This is a genomic window from Mycolicibacterium confluentis (assembly GCF_010729895.1).
Classification (GTDB): Bacteria; Actinomycetota; Actinomycetes; order Mycobacteriales; family Mycobacteriaceae; genus Mycobacterium; species Mycobacterium confluentis.
Genome location: NZ_AP022612.1, coordinates 612,939 through 630,728, shown reverse-complemented (window position 1 = coordinate 630,728; position 17,790 = coordinate 612,939). Strand labels below are relative to the sequence as shown.

Genomic DNA, 17,790 nt, shown 5'->3' with positions numbered 1-17,790 from the left:
AGATAGGCGCCGGTCAACTGCTCACGATGCGTGCGCCGTGCACCGGTCCGCTGGCCACCCGCACGGTGCGGCACACCCCGGCGCCGGCCAACTCGGTGCTGACGTCGACGGCCGCGGACTCCGAGGCGCACAGGAACGCACAGGTGGGGCCCGACCCGGAGACGATGCCGGCCAATGCGCCCGCCTCCTTGCCCGCCCGCAGGGTGCGACGCAACCCCGGATCCAGGCTCAGGGCGGCAGGCTGCAGATCATTGCCCAACAACGGGGCCAGGGCCTTGGCGTCACCGGAGGCCAGGGCCGCCAACACGGGTTCGGGATCCTCGAGGCGCGGCGGCGAACCGGCCTCGCGCAGTCGGTCGATCTCGGCGAACACCTTGGGCGTCGAGAGCCCGTTGCGCCCGAATGCGAGAACCCAGTGGAAGGTGTTGCGCGCGAGCACCGTCGCCAACTCTTCGCCCCGGCCAGTGCCCAGCGCAGTCCCGCCGTGCAGCGCGAATGGCACGTCGCTGCCCAACTGGGCCGCCAGCGCATGCAGATCCCGGCGCGGAACCCCCTGCTCCCATAGGGCATTGGCGGCCACCAGGACGGCAGCGGCGTCGGCACTGCCGCCGGCCATCCCGCCCGCCACCGGAATGGCCTTGCGGATGGTGATCGCGACGTCCGGGGTGCGGCCGACGTGCTCGGCCAGGAGTTCGGCGGCCCGCCAGGCCAGATTGCGCGCATCGACCGGCAGGTGATCGGCGCCCTCGCCGAGGATGTCGAGCGACATCACGTCCGCAGTCCGCACAGTCACCTCGTCGAACAACGACACGGCATGGAACACCGTCGTGAGCTCGTGATAGCCGTCGTCGCGCAGGTCACCGACCGCCAGGAACAGATTGACCTTGCCGGGCACGCGCACTGTCACCGAACCCGTGGGCACCCAATCGGCGGCGGTGTTGCCATCTGACGCGGTCACCGGACGAGGGTACGCGAGGAACCGCCCCGAGGAGGCCGAGCCCGCAATACGCTGAGGACGTGCCGCCCGCCGGTCCAGAACAGTGTGGTTACGTGCCCGAGAAGGTGCTGGGCCGTGGCGGCAGCGCCACTGTGTATCTGGCCCGTCGCGAGGGCGACGCCACCCCGGTGGCGTTGAAGGTCCTCGACACCGAGCAGGCCGACGCCCGGCTGCGACTCGAACGCGAATTCGCCTTCGCCAGACGGGTCGAACATCCCCACGTCGTCACGATGTACGAGCACGGCCCGGACTGGCTGGCCATGCAGTACGTCGACGGCGGCTCCGTCAGCGATCTCCAGCCGGCCGCACGGATGCCGGCGCTGGCCCAGATCGCCGACGGTCTCGACCGCACCCACCGCGTGGGGATCGTGCACTGCGACGTCAAACCGACCAACATCCTGGTGCACAGTGACTTCGCGGCCAGTGGCGCCGTGCTGATCGATTTCGGGGTGGCGCATTCATTGGCCCAGGACATGACGATTCGGCTGTCGCACGACGCGATGTCGCGGCTGTCGTTGGATCCTGCCCGCCGCATCACCCGGCACCCCGAGCACCGCGAACTGCTGGTGCACGCGTCGCTGCCCTACGCGGCGCCCGAACTGCTGCTGGGGCGAATGCCCGCGGGCAGCACCGATCTCTACGCCCTGGCGTGCACGGCCGTCGAACTGCTCACGGGTGCGCCGCCGTTCCCGGCCCCCAGCGTGAACGGGCTCATCGAAGCTCATCTGGAACAGGTGCCGCCGCCGACCGGATTGGGGCGTGGAGTCGACTCGGTGATCGCGAAGGCGATGGCCAAAGACCTCGAGGCACGCTTCGACACATGCCTCGAATTCGTCGACGCGCTGGTCCGCGCGCTGCGCTGCAGCTAGAGGACGGGGACGTCGCTGCGCTGGTCGGACTCACCGGAGCGCTGGTAGAGCCGGACGAAGTCCGCGATGGACAGCGTCTCGCCACGCCGCGCCGGATCGATGCTGGCGGCCAGCAGTCGGCTGGCCGACTCGTTGCCCGAACCCGCCCATTCGACGAACGCGTTGCGTGAGGTCTTGCGGCGCTGTGCGAAGGCGATGTCGACGAGTTCGAAGACCCGGTCCCGGAAGCTCTCCTCCGTGGGCCACGGCGACGTCTCGTACCGGTCGATCCGGACCAGACCCGAGTAGACCCTCGGGATCGGCCAGAACACCGTCGGCGAGACCATGCCGTACCGGCGGACTCGACCGTAGAAGCGCACCTTGGCACTGGGGATGCCGTACTCCTTGGTGCTGGGCTCGGCGACCTCGGCCTGCACCATCACCATCACCGTCTTGATCGACGGGAACTCGGCGAGCAGGTGCAGCAGCGCGGGAACCGCGATGTTGTACGGCAGGTTGGCGACCAGCGCGGTGGGCTCGGTGTCGAGGTCCGCCCGCTTGATCGTCAGGATGTCGCGGTTGAGCACCGTGAGCCGGTGGATCTCGCTGTGCGAGTGGGACGCGACGGTCTGCGGAAGCCGTTGGGCCAGCACCGGATCGATTTCGACAGCGGTGACAGACGCACCGCGGTCGAGGATTCCGAGCGTCAACGAGCCCAGGCCGGGCCCCACTTCGATGACGCGATCATTGCGGTTGATGCTCGACGCCGACACGATGCGCCGCACCGTGTTCGCGTCGTGGACGAAGTTCTGTCCCAGCGACTTTCGAGGCCGGAACTCGAGTTCCTTGGCCAGATTCCTTATCTCGGTTCGCCCGAGGAGTCGGATCGTCAGTTCACACCTGCCCTACCACTGCATGTTGGCCATGCACCCCAACCTTGCCGAGCGCGCGTCACCTCGGCAATCGCGATCTGTTCTTCGCGAGTTGCCAGGTCCGCACGAGGAGCATAACGCAAACCGCCCTGCCGTTCCCATGTGTTCAAATCAAACTGCACGCCGCCGTAGTACCCGTTACCTGTGTTGATGGCCCAGTTACCGCCGGATTCGCAGCGCGCCAGAGCGTCCCAGATCAGTCCGTTGGTCACCGGCGGAACCTCGGTTCCGGGCTTTGCGCCGACCCGGACGACTGAGTCCCGCGCCGGGGTGACCACGACATTTGCCACTGGCAGGCGCCCGGTTTCGACGCCGTTGACCTTCGCAACCGCGAACGTCACATCCTGGGCGCCGGGTGTGCCCGGGTCCTCGACGACCTGACGGCTCATGTTCATCGTCGGATCCTCGATACGCTGGGCGTTCGGATCCAGGGGGCGGCGTTCGGTGACCTTGTCCATCCGGATCCGGGTGACCTCGATCTGCATGCCCTCAACAACGGGATCCGCGCCCGCGGGCACCACCTTGTCGCTCTGTTCAAGCGGCACACCGGCTTCCGCGAGCAGGCCGGCCACGTTCGGGGCCGCCACGCGCACGGTGCGAACCGCGCCGCCATCGTTGATCTGCACAGTCTTGGCGCTGACCACGGGAAGGGCCATGCCCTCCAACGGGACTCGGGAACCGCGCGAAGCCGCAGCAGGCGCCGTGTCGGTGAGCTTCAACTGCGCCAACGCCTCATCGACCGTGGACGCCGTGGTCCACACCTGCCGGCTGTCCTTGCCGTCCAGCGACACCTCGACCGGCCTGCTGCGCTTGAGCACGATGGTCTCGGCGTCACGGACGGTGGAATCGCCGGCGGGCAGCAGGTCGTCGCGATCGTCGACGTCGAAGCCGTTCTCGGTGACGACGTCGATGACCCGGGTCTTCATGGTGGTGACGGTGATCGGCGCGCCGTCGACGGACAGCGTGACGGTCTTATGCGCCTTGACGGCATATCCGCCCGCGAAAGTGAGTGCCACCAGCATCGCCGCGACGAGCACTCGGAGCACACGAGACTGCGATTGATGCAGCTGTGTCAGTGCGTTCACCGCGGGCAGTCCAAACTCAGTCGCAAACGGGGCGGGGACCTTCGAGTCCCCCTGATGATCACAAGACGGTAACGAATGTTCCTACGCATGAGCAAATTGGTAGGCCGACTCTCAGAGCCTTCACAGAGCTCCACCGTCCCCGAGACCGTACACGCGCCGGGCGTTTGCCGACGAATCCGCAGCGAGTTCGCTCGCAGGCCTGCCGGTCAGGTCCGCCAGCGCACGCACGGTGTACGGGAGGCAGTACGGCTCATTTGGTGCGCCGCGGTGGGGATGCGGGGTGAGGAACGGCGCGTCGGTCTCCACCAGCAGCTGCTCCCGCGGGATCAGTAGAGCGGCTTCTCGCAGGTCGACGGCGTTCTTGAAGCTGACAGTCCCGGACAGACTGAGGTACCAACCGGCGTCGACGCAGGTGCGGGCCATCTCCGGACCCGACGAGAAACAGTGGAAGATGACGTCGTCCGGGGCCCCTTCTGCACGCAGCACGTCGAGCACATCGGCGTCGGCATCACGGTTGTGGATCATCAACGGCTTGCCCGTGCGCTTCGCCAGATCGATGTGCCAGGCGAAAGCTTCACGTTGCTGGGCGGGTTCGGCGCAGCCCTCGAGCCGCCCGGGCCAGTACAGGTCCATGCCCGTCTCCCCCACCGCGACAACCCGATCCCGGCCCGCCAGATCCTCGAGAACGGCCCGGGCATTGTCGTCGAGTGCATTCGCCCGCGTCGGGTGCAGCGCGACGGCGGCGTAGACCCGCGAATCCCATTCGGTGGCCGCGGCGGCCCACTGGGCGGCCTCCAGGTCGTCGGCGATGGTCACCACGGCCTGCACCCCCACCGCTTCGGCGCGGTCGAGGATGTCGGCCACGTCGCCGGCGTCGGAGGCGCCGCAGGCATCCAGATGGGTGTGGGCGTCGATCAGGGGCGAAAGCGGTTCGGGTGCGGGAGGGGGCGTCCGACGCCGGGAATCACTCGTGCTTTTCGCTGACACAACCCAAGACAATAAGGTGGATACCTGATGAGTGAGCCTTACTACCTGACGACGGCCATCGCCTACCCCAACGGCGCGCCGCACGTCGGACACGCCTACGAGTACATCGCGACCGATGCGATCGCGCGGTTCAAGCGTCTCGATGGATACGACGTCCGCTTCCTGACCGGCACCGACGTCCACGGGCTCAAGATGGCGCAGACCGCCGCGGCCGAGGGCATCCCGACCGCCGAGTTGGCGCGCCGCAACTCCGACGTGTTCCAGCGCCTGCAGGAGAAGCTCGGCATCTCCTTCGACCGGTTCATCCGGACCAGCGACGCCGACCACTACGAGGCGTCCAAGGCCATCTGGCAGCGGATGAACGACAATGGCGACATCTACCTGGACTCCTACGCGGGCTGGTACTCGGTGCGCGACGAACGCTTCTTCGCCGAGGACGAGATCGAAGTCACCGCCGAGGGCACCCGGATCGCCACCGAAACCGGCACCGAGGTGACCTGGACCGAGGAGCAGACCTACTTCTTCCGGCTGTCGGCCTACGCCGACCGCCTGCTGGCGCACTACGAGGCCAACCCGAACTTCATCGCCCCGGAGGCCCGCCGCAACGAGGTGGTCAGCTTCGTGTCCCGTGGCCTCACGGACCTGTCGATCTCGCGCACGACGTTCGACTGGGGTGTGCCGGTGCCCGGCCATCCCGATCACGTCATGTACGTCTGGGTCGATGCGCTGACCAATTACCTGACCGGCGTTGGCTTCCCCGACACCGACTCCGAGGATTTCGGCCGGTACTGGCCCGCCCAGCTGCACATGATCGGCAAGGACATCATCAGGTTCCATGCGGTGTACTGGCCCGCATTCCTGATGTCGGCGGGAATCGAGTTGCCGCGCCAGGTCTTTGCGCACGGCTTCGTGTTCAACCGCGGCGAGAAGATGAGCAAGTCGGTGGGCAACGTGGTCGACCCGATCAACCTCGTCGACGCCTTCGGTCTCGACCAGGTCCGCTACTTCCTGCTGCGCGAGGTCCCGTTCGGCCAGGACGGCAGCTACAGCGAAGAGGCCATCATCAGCCGGATCAACACCGACCTGGCCAACGAACTGGGCAATCTGGCCCAGCGGTCGCTGTCGATGGTGGCCAAGAACCTCGACGGCGTGGTGCCGCAACCCGGCGAGTTCACCGCCGAGGATGAGGCCCTGCTGGCCCAGGCTGACGCACTGCTCGACACCGCGCGAAGGCATTTCGACAATCCGGCCATGCATCTGGCGCTCGAGGCGATCTGGCTCATGCTGGGTGCGGCCAACAGATACTTCTCCGCTCAGGAGCCGTGGGTACTGCGGAAGTCCGAGGCCGCTGCTGACCAGCAGCGTTTCGGCACAGTGCTGTACACGACGATGGAGGCGGTCCGAATCGCGGCGCTACTGGTGCAGCCCGTGATGCCGACGTCGTCAGCCAAACTGCTGGACCTGTTGGGCCAGCCGGAAGACCAGCGGGATTTCAGCGCGCTCAACACTCGGCTGGCGCCGGGCACGCAGCTGCCGAAACCAGAGGGCGTGTTCCCGCGATATCAGGTGGAAGAGAACTGATGAACACCGATGATCTGCATGTAAAACTTCGGGCCGTCTTCGATGAAGTGATGCGCCGCAACCCCGGCGAAGCCGAATTCCATCAAGCCGTGTACGAGGTCCTGACGAGCCTGGGACCGGTGGTCGCCAAGCATCCCGAGTACGCCGACACCGCGGTCATCCGCCGCCTGTGCGAGCCCGAACGTCAGATCATCTTCCGAGTGCCGTGGATCGACGACTCCGGCATCGTGCAGCTCAACCGTGGCTTCCGCGTCGAATTCAACTCCGCGCTGGGCCCTTTCAAGGGTGGACTGCGGTTCCATCCTTCGGTGTATCTGGGCATCGTGAAGTTCCTCGGTTTCGAACAGATCTTCAAGAACTCGCTGACCGGCCTGCCGATCGGCGGCGGCAAGGGCGGATCGGACTTCGACCCCAAGGGCCGCTCGAACGCCGAGGTGATGCGATTCTGTCAGTCGTTCATGACCGAGTTGTACCGGCATCTGGGCGAATACACCGACGTGCCTGCCGGTGACATCGGCGTCGGCATGCGCGAAATCGGCTATATGTTCGGCCAGTACAAGCGCATCACCAACCGTTACGAGTCCGGCGTGTTCACCGGCAAGGGCCTGACATGGGGCGGATCGCAGGTCCGCACCGAGGCCACCGGTTACGGCACGGTGTTCTTCGTCGACGAGATCCTGCGAAGCCGAGGGAAGTCCTTCGACGGCAAGCGGGCCGTGGTGTCGGGCTCGGGCAACGTCGCGATCTACGCGATCGAGAAGATCCACGAGTTGGGCGGCGTTGTCGTCGGCTGCTCGGACTCCAGCGGCTACGTGGTCGACGAGAAGGGCATCGACCTCGAACTGCTCAAGGAGATCAAGGAGGTGCGGCGCGGTCGCATCGCCGAGTACGCCGACGCCCGCGGCGGCACCACCGAGTTCGTGTCGGGCGGTTCGGTGTGGGACATTCCGTGCGACGTCGCGCTGCCGTGCGCCACGCAGAACGAACTCGACGGCGACGCCGCGACCGAGCTGATCAAGTCGGGCTGCAAGATCGTCGCCGAGGGCGCGAACATGCCGTGCACCCCGGCCGCGGTCAAGCTGTTCGCCGACGCCGGGGTCACCTTCGCGCCCGGCAAGGCCGCCAATGCCGGCGGCGTGGCGACCAGTGGGCTGGAGATGCAGCAGAACGCGTCCCGCGACTCGTGGACCTTCGAGGACACCGAGGCGCGGTTGGCCGAGATCATGGGCCGAATCCACGACCGCTGCCTGACCACGGCCGACAGGTACGGCCAGCCGGGCAACTACGTCGCGGGCGCGAACATTGCGGGCTTCATCCGCGTCGCCGACGCCATGGTCGCCCTCGGCCTGGTGTGATCGCGTGACTTAGGTCACAAAAGGCGGGGAGTTGTCACAACCCCGGCTCCTGCGGTGTCTCAAGGTCAACACCGCCTGAACAAAGGAGTTGGAAACATGGCAACGACAACTGCGAACATCGTCGTGATCGGCGGCGGCTACGCCGGAGTGCTGGCCGCCAACCGTGTGCGCAAGAACCAGGATCTGCGCGTCAGCCTGGTCAATGCCCGGCCGCACTTCGTCGAGCGCATCCGCCTGCACCAGCTGGCGATCGGAAACGACGACGCGATCGAGTCGTACGACACCGTTCTCGGCGACGGCGTGCGCCTCGTGGTCGACGGCGCGACCCGCATCGATGCCCCGGCGCGTCAGGTGCAGCTGGCCTCGGGCGAGGTCCTGGACTACGACTGGCTGATCTACGCGGTCGGCAGCACCGGCGGGGCACCGCGGGCCGTTGAAGGGGCCGCCGAATTCGCCTTCCCGCTGGCCGAATTCGAGGACGCCACCCGTCTGCGCGCTCGGTTGCAGGATGTGCCCGAGTCGGCGCCCATCGTCGTCGTCGGCGGTGGTCTCACCGGGATCGAGGCGGCCTCCGAGTTCGCCGAGGCGGGTCGTCCGGTCACGCTGGTCACCGATCGTGTCGGCCCGTCTCTGGGCACCTCCGGTCGAAAGTCTGTGACCAAGGCGCTGCGCAGGCACGGCGTGCGGATCCTCGAGGGGGTGACGGTCTCCGCCGTCACGGCCGACGAGGTCGAACTCGCCGACGGCGCGCGACTGCCCAGCGCAGTGACCGTGTGGACCGCGGGCTTCGGGGTGCCGTCACTGGCCGCCGACAGCGGTCTGACCGTCGACGCCCTGGGTCGCCTGCGCACCGACGAAACCCTGACCAGTGTGGATGACGACCGCATCGTCGCTGCGGGTGACGCGGCGGCGCCGTCGGGCCTGCCACTGCGGATGAGCTGCCAGGCCGCGATGCCACTGGGTGCGCAGGCCGCCGAGACCGTGCTGGCGCGGGTCGCGGGTGCCGATGCGGCCGCACTGAGTCAGGCGTTCACCGGGCAGTGCATCAGCCTGGGGCGTACGTTCGGCACTGTGCAGCTTGCGCATACCGACGACACCCCGCGCCGGGCCTACATCGGTGGCCGGACAGCCGCTTTCGTCAAGGAACAGGTGTGCCGGTTCACCCTGCGCGGCCTGCAGTGGGAGGCCAACAAGCCGGGGTCCTACAAGTGGCTCCGCAGCGATTGGCGCGACGATCTGCTGGCCGCGGCCGACGAGGCGGTTCCGGCCCGATGACCGCAGCCGCCGCAGGCACCGACGAACACGCGGAGCGGTTCACCCATCTGCGGCCGCTGCTGTTCACCATCGCCTACGAGATCCTCGGCACCGCAACGGAAGCCGACGACGTACTGCAGGAGAGCTACCTCCGCTGGGCGGCGGTGGACCTGAGCGGGGTCACCGACACCAAGGCGTATCTCGCCCAACTGGTGACCCGGCAGTCGCTCAACACGCTGCGCGCCGCGGCCCGACGTCGCGAGCAGTACGTCGGGCCGTGGCTGCCTGAGCCCCTGCTGCTGGAGGGGTCACTGCAGGGCGGGGACGCCTCGGCCGACGTGGTGTTGGCCGAGTCGGTGTCCATGGCGATGATGGTGGTGCTCGAGACGTTGAGTCCGGACGAGCGCGCGGTGTTCGTGCTGCGCGAGGTGTTCGGCTTCGACTACGACGAGATCGCCTCGGCGGTCGGCAAATCCACGGATGCGGCCCGTCAGGTGGCGCACCGCGCTCGGGAGCACGTGCGGGCCCGCCGGCGCCGGTTCGAGCCCGTCGACCCGCAGCAGTCGCTCGAGCTGACCGCCCAGTTCTTCGCCGCGGCCTCCACCGGCGACGTCGATCAACTGGTGTCGATGCTGGCGCCCGATGTGGTGTGGACCGCCGACAGCGACGGCAAGGTCAGTGCAGCCCGACGCCCGGTGTCGGGTGCGGACAACGTCGCGCGCCTGGTGATGGGGCTGGTTCGGTTGGGCGGACCGGAGGCACGGATCGAGCCCGCGAGCTACAACGGTGAACCCGCACTCAACCTCTACCTGGGCGACAGCTTCGAGGGTGTCGTCATGGTCGAGGTGGTCGACGGGAAGATCACCAACTTCTACGCCGTGCGCAACCCGGAGAAGCTGGCCGGTGTCTCGGTCGCCCGCCAGATCAGCCGCTGAGCAGGCCGTCTGAGAAGCTGATGCCATGCGCATCGACCGCCTCGGAGCCCTCGGCACCCCCGCCGAGGTGCTCCGTGCGGTGTCTGCCGGCGCCGCTCGGGGCGGGTTGGCTCCACCTGCCGCGCTGACGGGTGAGTGGTTCGGCGCCAGGGCCGTGATCGCTCCGAGTGTGTCGATCGAACCCGTCTCTGCCGACGAGGTCTTCCCGGTCCCTGCCTCGGGCCCTTCCGACGCCGTCGGCGGCGGCTGGATCGGCGGCCTGTCCTTCCCTGCGGGCGGGGTGTGGTCGGCCGTCGGCGGTTGGACCGACTGTGTGCTGCGCTGCGACGCCGCAGGCCTCTGGTGGTACGAGAGCCTGACGGATTCGCCGTTGCCGGGCTGGCTGGATGAGGCACTGGCGACGCCGTCGGCCCCCAAGCCCTGGCACATCGACTGGACGCCGCCCGACCGTGACGTGCACCGGGCCGGGGTGATCGCCTGCCTGGAGGCGATCGCGGCCGGTGAGGTCTATCAGGCCTGCGTGTGCACGCGGTTCAGCGGCACGCTGCGCGGGGCCTCGGTGGACTTCTTCGCCGACGCCGTCGCCTCGACGACCCCCGCGCGCGCCGCCTATCTGAGTGGGTCGTGGGGTGCGGTGGCGTCGCTGTCCCCGGAGTTGTTCCTGCACCGCTGCGGTCAGACCGTGACCTCGAGCCCCATCAAGGGCACGCTGCCGTTGCACGCCGACCCGGCACTGTTGCGTGACTCGGTCAAGGACGTCGCCGAGAACATCATGATCGTCGATCTGGTGCGCAACGACCTGGGCCGCGTCGCGGCCATGGGTTCGGTGGCCGTGCCCGAACTGCTCGCGGTACGGCCTGCGCCCGGCGTGTGGCATCTGGTCTCGACGGTCTCGGCGCACGTTCCGCAGGAGGTGGCGATGCGCGACCTGCTGGCGGCGACGTTCCCCCCGGCATCGGTCACGGGCACTCCGAAACTCCGCGCCCTGGAACTGCTTTCACAGTGGGAGCCGCATGCGCGGGGCGTGTACTGCGGCGCCATCGGCCTGGCCTCCCCCGTCGCGGGAACCGAACTCAACGTCGCGATCCGCACCGTCGAGTTCGATCGTTGCGGGCGGGCCGTGCTCGGTGTGGGCGGTGGGATCACCGCCGACTCCCAACCCGACGCGGAGTGGCAGGAGTGCCTCGACAAGGCCGCATCGACCATCGGGCTCAGCAGTGCCGCCGACGCCGCCGCGCTGTCACTCCCGTGACCGCAGCACCGCGTCGTAGAGCTCACGGCGGGATGGCGCTCCGGGATGCGCGGACACCACCTGCTGGCACGCGTCCTTGACGCGCATGCCCGCCTCAGCCAGTTCGGCCACCTCGGCGACCAGGGTGTCGATGTCGGCCACGGGCGTCGCCCCCGCCAGGACGACGGTGATCTCGCCGAGCACTCCGTCGGCGGCCCAGTCGGCCAGTTCGGCCAGCGTCCCGCGCACCACTTCCTCGTGGGTCTTGGTCAACTCGCGACACACCGCCGCGCGGCGGTCTGGGCCCAGTTCGGCCACGGCGTCGCTCAGGCATTCGGCCAGTCGGCGTGGCGACTCGAAGAACACGCACGTGCGCAGTTCGTTCGCCAGTGAGGCCAGCCACGTGCGGCGTTGGCCCGACCTACGCGGGGCAAAGCCCTCGAAGCAGAACCGGTCGGCGGCCAGGCCCGAGACCGTCAGCGCGGTTGTCACCGCCGACGGGCCGGGCAGGCAGGTCAGCGGCAGGTCGGCTGCCACGCAGGCGGCCACCAGACGGTAGCCGGGATCGCTGATCGAGGGCATGCCGGCGTCGGTGACGGCCAGCACCGTCGCCCCGGCCTCCAGTTCGGCCACCAGCATGGGAACGCGTGTGCTCTCGTTCTGGTCGAACAGGCTGACCACGCGTCCGCTGATGTGCACGCCCAGCGACTGCGCCAGTGAGCGCACGCGCCTGGTGTCTTCAGCGGCGACGATGTCGGCCGATCCGAGAGCTTCAATCAGGCGTGCCGACGCATCGCCGGGCTGCCCCAACGGCGTGGCAGCCAGCAACAGTCGGCCGCCAGTCATGCCCCACAGCCTACGATCGTCTCTGATGACCGCTCCAACTCCCGTCCTGCCGGAGCGCGCCGTACCCGTGATCAGTCCCGGCCCACTTGTCCCCGTGGCCGACTTCGGGCCCCTCGACAGGGCCCAGGGCTGGGCCATGACCGGCGTGATCGCCGGGTTGGCCGCCACCAGCAGGTTCCTCAACGTGTGGTCGCCGACCGATGCCGGCACGCCGATCTTCGACGAGAAGCACTACGCGCCGCAGGCCTGGCAGATGCTGCACAACAACGGTGTCGAGGACAACCCCGGCTTCGGCCTGGTCGTTCATCCGCCCGTGGGCAAGCAGTTGATCGCCGTCGGTGAGGCGATCTTCGGCTACAGCGGGCTGGGCTGGCGGTTCAGCATGGCGCTGCTCGGCGTCATCACGGTCGTGCTCGTCGCGCGGATAGTCCGGCGCATCACCCGGTCGACACTGATCGGCGGCATCGCCGGACTGCTCATGGTGGTCGAGAGCGTGTCCTTCGTGACGTCGCGCACGGCTCTGCTCGACGGCGTGCTGGTGACTTTCGTGGTGGCGGCGTTCGGGGCGCTCATCGTCGACCGGGATCAGGTCCGTGAGCGCATGCACACCGTGCTGCTCGACGGGCGGATCGGCGAGACGCCGTGGGGGCCGCGCCTGGGTGTGCGGTGGTGGCGTTTCGGTGCAGGCGTGCTGCTCGGGTTGGCGTGCGCCACCAAGTGGTCGGGCCTGTACTTCGTGCTCTTCTTCGGGTTGATGTCGCTGGCCTTCGACGTGGCCGCGCGCCGGCAGTACCGGGTGGGACGGCCATGGCTGGGAACCGTGCGTCGGGACCTCGGTCCGACCGCCTGGGCGATGGGCGTCATCCCACTGTTGGTGTACCTGTCGTCGTACTGGGCATGGTTCGCATCCGAGACCGGCGTCAACCGCTACGAGGCGGGCCGAACCATCGGCGAGCGCGCCTGGTTCCAGCCACCCGATGCGATCCGATCGTTGTGGCACTACACCTTCAAGGCCTACGAGTTCCATTCCGGATTGACCAACGCCGGCGGCAATCACCATCCGTGGGAGTCCAAGCCGTGGACGTGGCCCATGTCGCTGCGGCCCGTGCTGTACGCGATCGACCAGGACAACGTGCCGGGGTGCGGCGCGGCCTCGTGCGTCAAGGCGGTCATGCTGGTCGGCACGCCAGCCATGTGGTGGCTGGCGGTGCCCGTGCTCGTCTACGCGGTGTGGCGGGCGTTCATCCGGCGTGATTGGCGCTACGCGGTCGTTCTGGTGGGGTACTGCGCCGGTTGGTTGCCGTGGTTCGCCGACATCGACCGGCAGATGTACTTCTTCTACGCCGCGACCATGGCGCCGTTCCTGGTGATGGCGATAGCCCTGATATGCGGCGACATCCTGTACAAACCGACGCGTGACCCCGAGCGCCGCACGCTTGGCGCGATCGTGGTGTGTCTCTACCTCGCGGTGGTGATCACGAACTTCGTGTGGTTGTTCCCGGTGCTGACCGGAATGCCGATCTCCCAGCACACCTGGAATATGGAGATCTGGTTGCCGTCCTGGCGATAGTCGGGTTTGGGCGCCGAGCCGCCTTGGCCAACGCCAGTCGCTCGCGTGCGAAATTGCACAGACGGTCGTTGATCCACAGATCCCACCGCCCTCCGTGCAATTTCGGCGGGGCGTGTCACCTTCGCCGCTGAACATGCCCCCATGGACAGTCCATTCCTCGGCACAGAAGCCCTCAGAAGCGGCGCGCTGACCCGCGCTCAGCTGCGCTGGAATTACCGCGCGATCTTGCCCAACGTTTACGTGCACAAGGACGCCCGAGCGTCGCTGTGGATGCGCACGAAGGCCGCGTGGCTGTGGTCCGGACGGCGAGCGATCATCGCCGGTCGCGCCGCGGCAGCGTTGCACGGTGCGTTGTGGATCGACAGCGACATTCCCATCGAACTGCTGTGGCATTGCCCCCGCCCGCCGCCGGGCATCATCGCCCGCAACGAGCGGTTCTCGTTCGACGAAATCGTCAGGGTCCGGGGCCTGTACGTCACATCGCCGACTAGAACGGCGTTGGACCTGGCGCGGCACCTGACTCGTGACCCCGCCGTCGCACATCTCGACGCGTTGGCGCGAGCGACCGGAATAGAGTCGGAGTCGGTGCTCGACCTGGCGGAGCTGTATCCCGGTGCGCGCGGAGTGGCGCAGGCACGAGATGTGGCGCCGCTCTTGGATGCCGGCGCGCAGTCGCCCAGGGAGAGCTGGCTTCGGCTGGTCCTGACGGATGCGGGCTTCCCACGCCCGCGCACGCAGATCCCGGTCACCGACGGGTTCAGCACGGCCTATCTCGACATGGGCTGGGACGACGAGATGATCGGTTGCGACTATGACGGCGAAAAGCATTTCTCTGATCGCTCACGCTTCGTGCACGACATCGGCCGCAACGAATTGGTGGCCGGTCAGGGGTGGATCGTCAGGCACGTCGTTGCCGAGCACAGCAGGAAGTTCATCGTGCGCCGGGTGAACGAGGCGTTTCGATTGCGGGGCATTGCATTACGGGGCACAGTTCGGCCAGATTGCGCCTAGGGTCGTCGCGGGGGCCGATCAACAGCCCTGAATGCAATCTCGCGACAATGGCATACAAGGCCGGCGCTGCCCACCCCACCGAGATTGCACCCAGGGTCGTCGCGGGCGCCGATCTACAGCCCTACATGCAATCTCGCGACCAGGCAGGACACGCAATCTCGCGCCGAAGGGGAGCACGAGCAACTACAGCGGATCGCGCGCCGCCGGACACGACATACAGCGCGGGCCTCCACGCCCCGTCCCCAGCTCGGAGGCCGAGATTCGCAGCACCTCGATCCCCGAATCCTCAAGCCGCGCATTGGTTTCGGAGTTGCGCTCGTAGGCGACCACCACACCGGGGGCCACCGCCAGGGTGTTGTTGCCGTCATCCCACTGCTCACGCTCGGCGGTCACCGGGTCCAAGCCCGTGGCGATCACCCGCAACTTGTCGATCCCCATGGCCGCCGCCGCGGCCTCCACGAATGGGGCCGCGTCCGCGATCTGCACGCCGCCGTCGCCAAGACGGCGAATAGTGAAGGCGGACAACGAGTCGACGACGTTCGGGTACATCACGACGGCGTCGACGTCGACCATGGTGCACACGGTGTCCAGGTGCATCTGCGCGCGCTCCTGAGCGATCGGCACCGCCAGCACCGTGTGCGCCAGGTCATCGTCGAACAGGCTGCGCGCCAGGGCCTCCGCCCCGGCCGGCGTCGTCCGCTCCCCCACCCCGACGGCCACGACACCTGGAGCCAAGAGCAGCACATCGCCACCCTCGACCGGGGCGGACCGCGACTCGTAGGCTCGCCGCACACCGAGGAAACGGGGATGGTGCGCATAAATCAGATCGGTCAGCGACGTCTCGCGGATGCGGGCGGGCAGCGCCAGCGACGTGATCGCCACGCGCGGCCCGATCCAGAATGACGAGTCGCGAGTGAACAGCAGGTTGGGCAGCGGTTCGATCACGAAATCGCCGCCGTGATGCATGCGGCGCACCAGCGAGAGTTCGTTCTGCGCGAGCGGCAGCTCGGTGAACGTCATGCCGGCCATCAGCACGTGCGCCAGCGCCGTCGGTTCCAGGCTGCGCAGGTACGCCGAAAGTTCTTGGGCCAGGGGCAACCCCAGCCGACGCGAGTCCACGGCCGCGGAGATGCCGTGCATTCGGGCCGCCCCGCTGGCCAGAGCCTCACCGAGCAGATCCGCGAGGAGCAGGACCTCGACTCCGCGGGAGCGCAGCACTTCGGCGAAGGCGTCGTGCTCGTCCTGAGCCCGAGAGACCCATGGCAGGCCGTCGAAGAGAAGTTTGTCGTTGTTGCGCGGTGTCAGCCTCTGCAGTTCGGCGCCGGGCCGATGCAGGATCACCGAGCGCAGGGTCCCGACCTCGGAATTGGCGCCCAGAGTCACAGCACTCACATGTAGAACCGTAACCCCAACAGCCACCTCAACTATTGTTCAGGTGTATGAACAACCTTGAGTTGTCGCCGGGCGAACTGGCCTCCCGCGCCGGGGTGGCCATCTCGGCACTGCACTTCTACGAGCGCGAAGGCCTGATCTCGAGCCGTCGCACCTCCGGCAACCAACGCCGCTACAGCCGCGAGACGCTGCGGCGCGTCGCGTTCATCCGAATGTCGCAGCGCCTCGGCATCCCCCTGGCCCGGGTACGCGACGCGCTCGCGACCCTGCCCACCGACCGGATCCCCACGAGCCGCGACTGGGCGCGACTCTCGGCCGGCTGGCGCCAGGACATCGACGACAGAATCCTGCACCTGCAGCGCCTGCGCGACAATCTGGCCGACTGCATCGGGTGTGGCTGCCTGAGCCTGAAAAGCTGTGCGCTGTCGAACCCCGGCGACGTCATGTCACATGAGGGACCGGGCGCATCCCGGCTATAGCTCGAACACCTGTGCGATAGACTGGGCCTCGTGTCAGTGTCGCTGCAGGGCGCCCTGTTCGACCACGCCGAACGGCGCTGGTTGGAGCACGGCGCGTGGATCGACGTACGTGCCGGGTGGTACGACGCCCCGGACGGGCTGTTCGACGAATTGCTGACCGCCATCCCGTGGCGCGCCGAACGCCGTCAAATGTACGAGCGGGTGCTGGACGTGCCGCGGCTCGTCAGTTTCCACAATCTCGTCACCGACGAGGCCCCGCACCCCGCCCTCAAGCAGCTCCGCCGCCGCCTCAACGACATCTACGCCGGTGAACTCGGCGAACCGTTCACCACCGCGGGGCTGTGCCTGTACCGCGACGGCAACGACAGCGTCGCCTGGCATGGCGACAACATCGGCCGGTCCCGCACCGAGGACACCATGGTGGCCATCGTCAGCCTCGGCGCACCGCGCACGTTCGCGATGCGGCCACGCGGCGGCGGGCCCTCACTCCGCCTCAAGCACGCCCACGGCGACCTCTTGGTGATGGGCGGTTCATGCCAGCGGACCTGGGAACACGCAGTCCCCAAGACCGCCCGCCCCACCGGACCGCGGATCAGCATTCAGTTCCGTCCGCGGGACGTCCGCTAGGACCGGATCGCGTTGACGGCGTCGGTCAGCAGCGCCTCGGCGCGTTTGGTGTCGACGGGCGCGACGGGCTTGTCGGCGGTCACCAGCGGATTGGCCGTGACGATCACCTGGTGGTCGCCGAAGTGCGCCAGGTAGCTGTACACCTCGCCAGTCTGCGACTTCCCGTTGATGTTGGCCTCAAGCACACGGTGCACACCGAACGTCTGCACGCCCTCGATCTCAGGCGCGGGCACCGCTTCGATGGTGCCGCGCATGGTGCCCGTGCTGAACGAAACCTTCTTGCACTTCTCGCCAGGATCCTTGACGGGCACCTCCTGCGAGGTCTGCATAGCGATCACGACGAAGCGGTTGCCCTCGCCCTCGGCGATCACCGAGGACATGTTGCCCTTGAGGTCATCGGGCAGGGTCTCCTCGGTCGCGAACGCCGCGCAGTCGGCGGGATCGAACTTCAGCCCGTCCGGCAGCTTGGGGCTCTCCAGCATCTTCGGGTCGATCCCCGAAGACTTCTCGGTGATCTGGAATTCCGGCCCGAACGTGGACTTCACCTGACTGACCTTGGCGATGTCGGCTGAGCCCGCGTCCTCGGAAGCCCCTCCCGAACACCCCGCCAGCAGACCGACACTCAACAACGCGAACAGCACTCTGTGTGTGGACATCGGG

The 17,790-nt window shown here is 67.7% G+C and carries 17 protein-coding genes; 10 read left to right on the top strand and 7 right to left on the bottom strand.

Features of this window, described 5'->3' with window-relative positions; all coding sequences use genetic code 11:
* Positions 1-13 precede the first annotated feature (13 nt).
* Positions 14-958, bottom strand: coding sequence for a 4-(cytidine 5'-diphospho)-2-C-methyl-D-erythritol kinase (locus tag G6N34_RS02945; protein WP_085155055.1), 945 nt, complete (start codon positions 956-958; stop codon positions 14-16).
* 59 nt (positions 959-1,017) lie between these two features.
* Between G6N34_RS02945 and G6N34_RS02940 the strand changes: the two genes are divergently transcribed.
* The gene (locus tag G6N34_RS02940; RefSeq protein ID WP_085155057.1) at positions 1,018-1,866 is read left to right on the top strand and encodes a serine/threonine-protein kinase; all 849 of its coding nucleotides are present in this window, start codon (positions 1,018-1,020) and stop codon (positions 1,864-1,866) included.
* Here the strand turns inward: G6N34_RS02940 and rsmA are convergent.
* From rsmA to G6N34_RS02925, 3 genes are all read right to left on the bottom strand, one after another.
* Positions 1,863-2,738, bottom strand: a complete 876-nt coding sequence (gene rsmA / locus G6N34_RS02935) for a 16S rRNA (adenine(1518)-N(6)/adenine(1519)-N(6))-dimethyltransferase RsmA (protein WP_085155059.1) — start codon at positions 2,736-2,738, stop codon at positions 1,863-1,865. The genes G6N34_RS02940 and rsmA overlap by 4 nt on opposite strands.
* Positions 2,735-3,862: a resuscitation-promoting factor gene (locus G6N34_RS02930; RefSeq protein ID WP_085155060.1), complete on the bottom strand. Its 1,128-nt coding sequence runs from the start codon at positions 3,860-3,862 to the stop codon at positions 2,735-2,737. Before G6N34_RS02930 ends, rsmA begins: the two co-directional genes overlap by 4 nt.
* Before the next feature lie 120 nt (positions 3,863-3,982).
* Positions 3,983-4,849, bottom strand: a complete 867-nt coding sequence (locus G6N34_RS02925) for a TatD family hydrolase (RefSeq protein WP_085155062.1) — start codon at positions 4,847-4,849, stop codon at positions 3,983-3,985.
* A gap of 27 nt (positions 4,850-4,876) precedes the next feature.
* Between G6N34_RS02925 and metG the strand changes: the two genes are divergently transcribed.
* From metG to G6N34_RS02900, 5 genes are all read left to right on the top strand, one after another.
* Positions 4,877-6,430, top strand: coding sequence for a methionine--tRNA ligase (gene metG / locus G6N34_RS02920; RefSeq protein ID WP_085155063.1), 1,554 nt, complete (start codon positions 4,877-4,879; stop codon positions 6,428-6,430).
* A complete protein-coding gene (gene gdhA / locus G6N34_RS02915; RefSeq protein WP_085155064.1) occupies positions 6,430-7,785 on the top strand; it encodes an NADP-specific glutamate dehydrogenase in 1,356 nt (451 codons plus the stop codon). The genes metG and gdhA overlap by 1 nt, the downstream gene beginning before the upstream one ends.
* A gap of 96 nt (positions 7,786-7,881) precedes the next feature.
* A complete protein-coding gene (locus G6N34_RS02910; protein WP_085155065.1) occupies positions 7,882-9,060 on the top strand; it encodes an NAD(P)/FAD-dependent oxidoreductase in 1,179 nt (392 codons plus the stop codon).
* A complete protein-coding gene (locus tag G6N34_RS02905; RefSeq protein ID WP_085155066.1) occupies positions 9,057-9,974 on the top strand; it encodes an RNA polymerase sigma-70 factor in 918 nt (305 codons plus the stop codon). The genes G6N34_RS02910 and G6N34_RS02905 overlap by 4 nt, the downstream gene beginning before the upstream one ends.
* 25 nt (positions 9,975-9,999) lie before the next feature.
* Complete coding sequence (locus tag G6N34_RS02900) at positions 10,000-11,226, top strand: aminodeoxychorismate synthase component I (RefSeq protein ID WP_085155068.1); 1,227 nt, start codon at positions 10,000-10,002, stop codon at positions 11,224-11,226.
* Here G6N34_RS02900 and rsmI read toward each other — a convergent pair.
* Complete coding sequence (gene rsmI, locus G6N34_RS02895; protein WP_085155070.1) at positions 11,215-12,051, bottom strand: 16S rRNA (cytidine(1402)-2'-O)-methyltransferase; 837 nt, start codon at positions 12,049-12,051, stop codon at positions 11,215-11,217. The two genes, G6N34_RS02900 and rsmI, sit on opposite strands and share 12 nt — an antisense overlap.
* A 25-nt stretch (positions 12,052-12,076) precedes the next feature.
* On the opposite strand from rsmI, the gene G6N34_RS02890 reads away from it, so the two are divergent.
* Together G6N34_RS02890 and G6N34_RS02885 are read left to right on the top strand one after the other, a co-directional pair.
* Positions 12,077-13,621: a dolichyl-phosphate-mannose--protein mannosyltransferase gene (locus G6N34_RS02890; protein WP_085155072.1), complete on the top strand. Its 1,545-nt coding sequence runs from the start codon at positions 12,077-12,079 to the stop codon at positions 13,619-13,621.
* Positions 13,622-13,762: 141 nt separating this feature from the next.
* The gene (locus G6N34_RS02885) at positions 13,763-14,632 is read left to right on the top strand and encodes a type IV toxin-antitoxin system AbiEi family antitoxin (protein ID WP_085155074.1); all 870 of its coding nucleotides are present in this window, start codon (positions 13,763-13,765) and stop codon (positions 14,630-14,632) included.
* Between the two features lie 183 nt (positions 14,633-14,815).
* Here the strand turns inward: G6N34_RS02885 and arcA are convergent, their stop codons facing one another.
* Entirely contained in the window at positions 14,816-16,015 is a 1,200-nt protein-coding gene (gene arcA, locus G6N34_RS02880; protein ID WP_085155076.1) for an arginine deiminase, read from the bottom strand.
* Positions 16,016-16,071: 56 nt separating this feature from the next.
* On the opposite strand from arcA, the gene soxR reads away from it, so the two are divergent.
* Positions 16,072-16,503 carry a redox-sensitive transcriptional activator SoxR gene (gene soxR, locus G6N34_RS02875; RefSeq protein WP_085155078.1) on the top strand — a complete coding sequence of 144 codons (432 nt, stop codon included), beginning with the start codon at positions 16,072-16,074 and terminating at the stop codon, positions 16,501-16,503.
* Between the two features lie 30 nt (positions 16,504-16,533).
* Complete coding sequence (locus tag G6N34_RS02870) at positions 16,534-17,130, top strand: alpha-ketoglutarate-dependent dioxygenase AlkB (protein WP_085155080.1); 597 nt, start codon at positions 16,534-16,536, stop codon at positions 17,128-17,130.
* Here G6N34_RS02870 and G6N34_RS02865 read toward each other — a convergent pair.
* Complete coding sequence (locus G6N34_RS02865; protein ID WP_085155082.1) at positions 17,127-17,786, bottom strand: DUF5642 family protein; 660 nt, start codon at positions 17,784-17,786, stop codon at positions 17,127-17,129. The two genes, G6N34_RS02870 and G6N34_RS02865, sit on opposite strands and share 4 nt — an antisense overlap.
* Between the last annotated feature and the right edge of the window lie 4 nt (positions 17,787-17,790).

What these genes read in the sequence shown, in the direction of transcription:
- metG (WP_085155063.1), top strand. Translation starts at nt 4,877, where the DNA reads ATGAGTGAGCCTTACTACCTGACGACGGCCATCGCCTACCCCAACGGC.
- gdhA (WP_085155064.1), top strand. Translation starts at nt 6,430, where the DNA reads ATGAACACCGATGATCTGCATGTAAAACTTCGGGCCGTCTTCGATGAA.
- G6N34_RS02910 (WP_085155065.1), top strand. Translation starts at nt 7,882, where the DNA reads ATGGCAACGACAACTGCGAACATCGTCGTGATCGGCGGCGGCTACGCC.
- G6N34_RS02905 (WP_085155066.1), top strand. Translation starts at nt 9,057, where the DNA reads ATGACCGCAGCCGCCGCAGGCACCGACGAACACGCGGAGCGGTTCACC.
- G6N34_RS02900 (WP_085155068.1), top strand. Translation starts at nt 10,000, where the DNA reads ATGCGCATCGACCGCCTCGGAGCCCTCGGCACCCCCGCCGAGGTGCTC.
- rsmI (WP_085155070.1), bottom strand. Translation starts at nt 12,051, where the DNA reads ATGACTGGCGGCCGACTGTTGCTGGCTGCCACGCCGTTGGGGCAGCCC.
- G6N34_RS02890 (WP_085155072.1), top strand. Translation starts at nt 12,077, where the DNA reads ATGACCGCTCCAACTCCCGTCCTGCCGGAGCGCGCCGTACCCGTGATC.
- G6N34_RS02885 (WP_085155074.1), top strand. Translation starts at nt 13,763, where the DNA reads ATGGACAGTCCATTCCTCGGCACAGAAGCCCTCAGAAGCGGCGCGCTG.
- soxR (WP_085155078.1), top strand. Translation starts at nt 16,072, where the DNA reads ATGAACAACCTTGAGTTGTCGCCGGGCGAACTGGCCTCCCGCGCCGGG.
- G6N34_RS02865 (WP_085155082.1), bottom strand. Translation starts at nt 17,786, where the DNA reads ATGTCCACACACAGAGTGCTGTTCGCGTTGTTGAGTGTCGGTCTGCTG.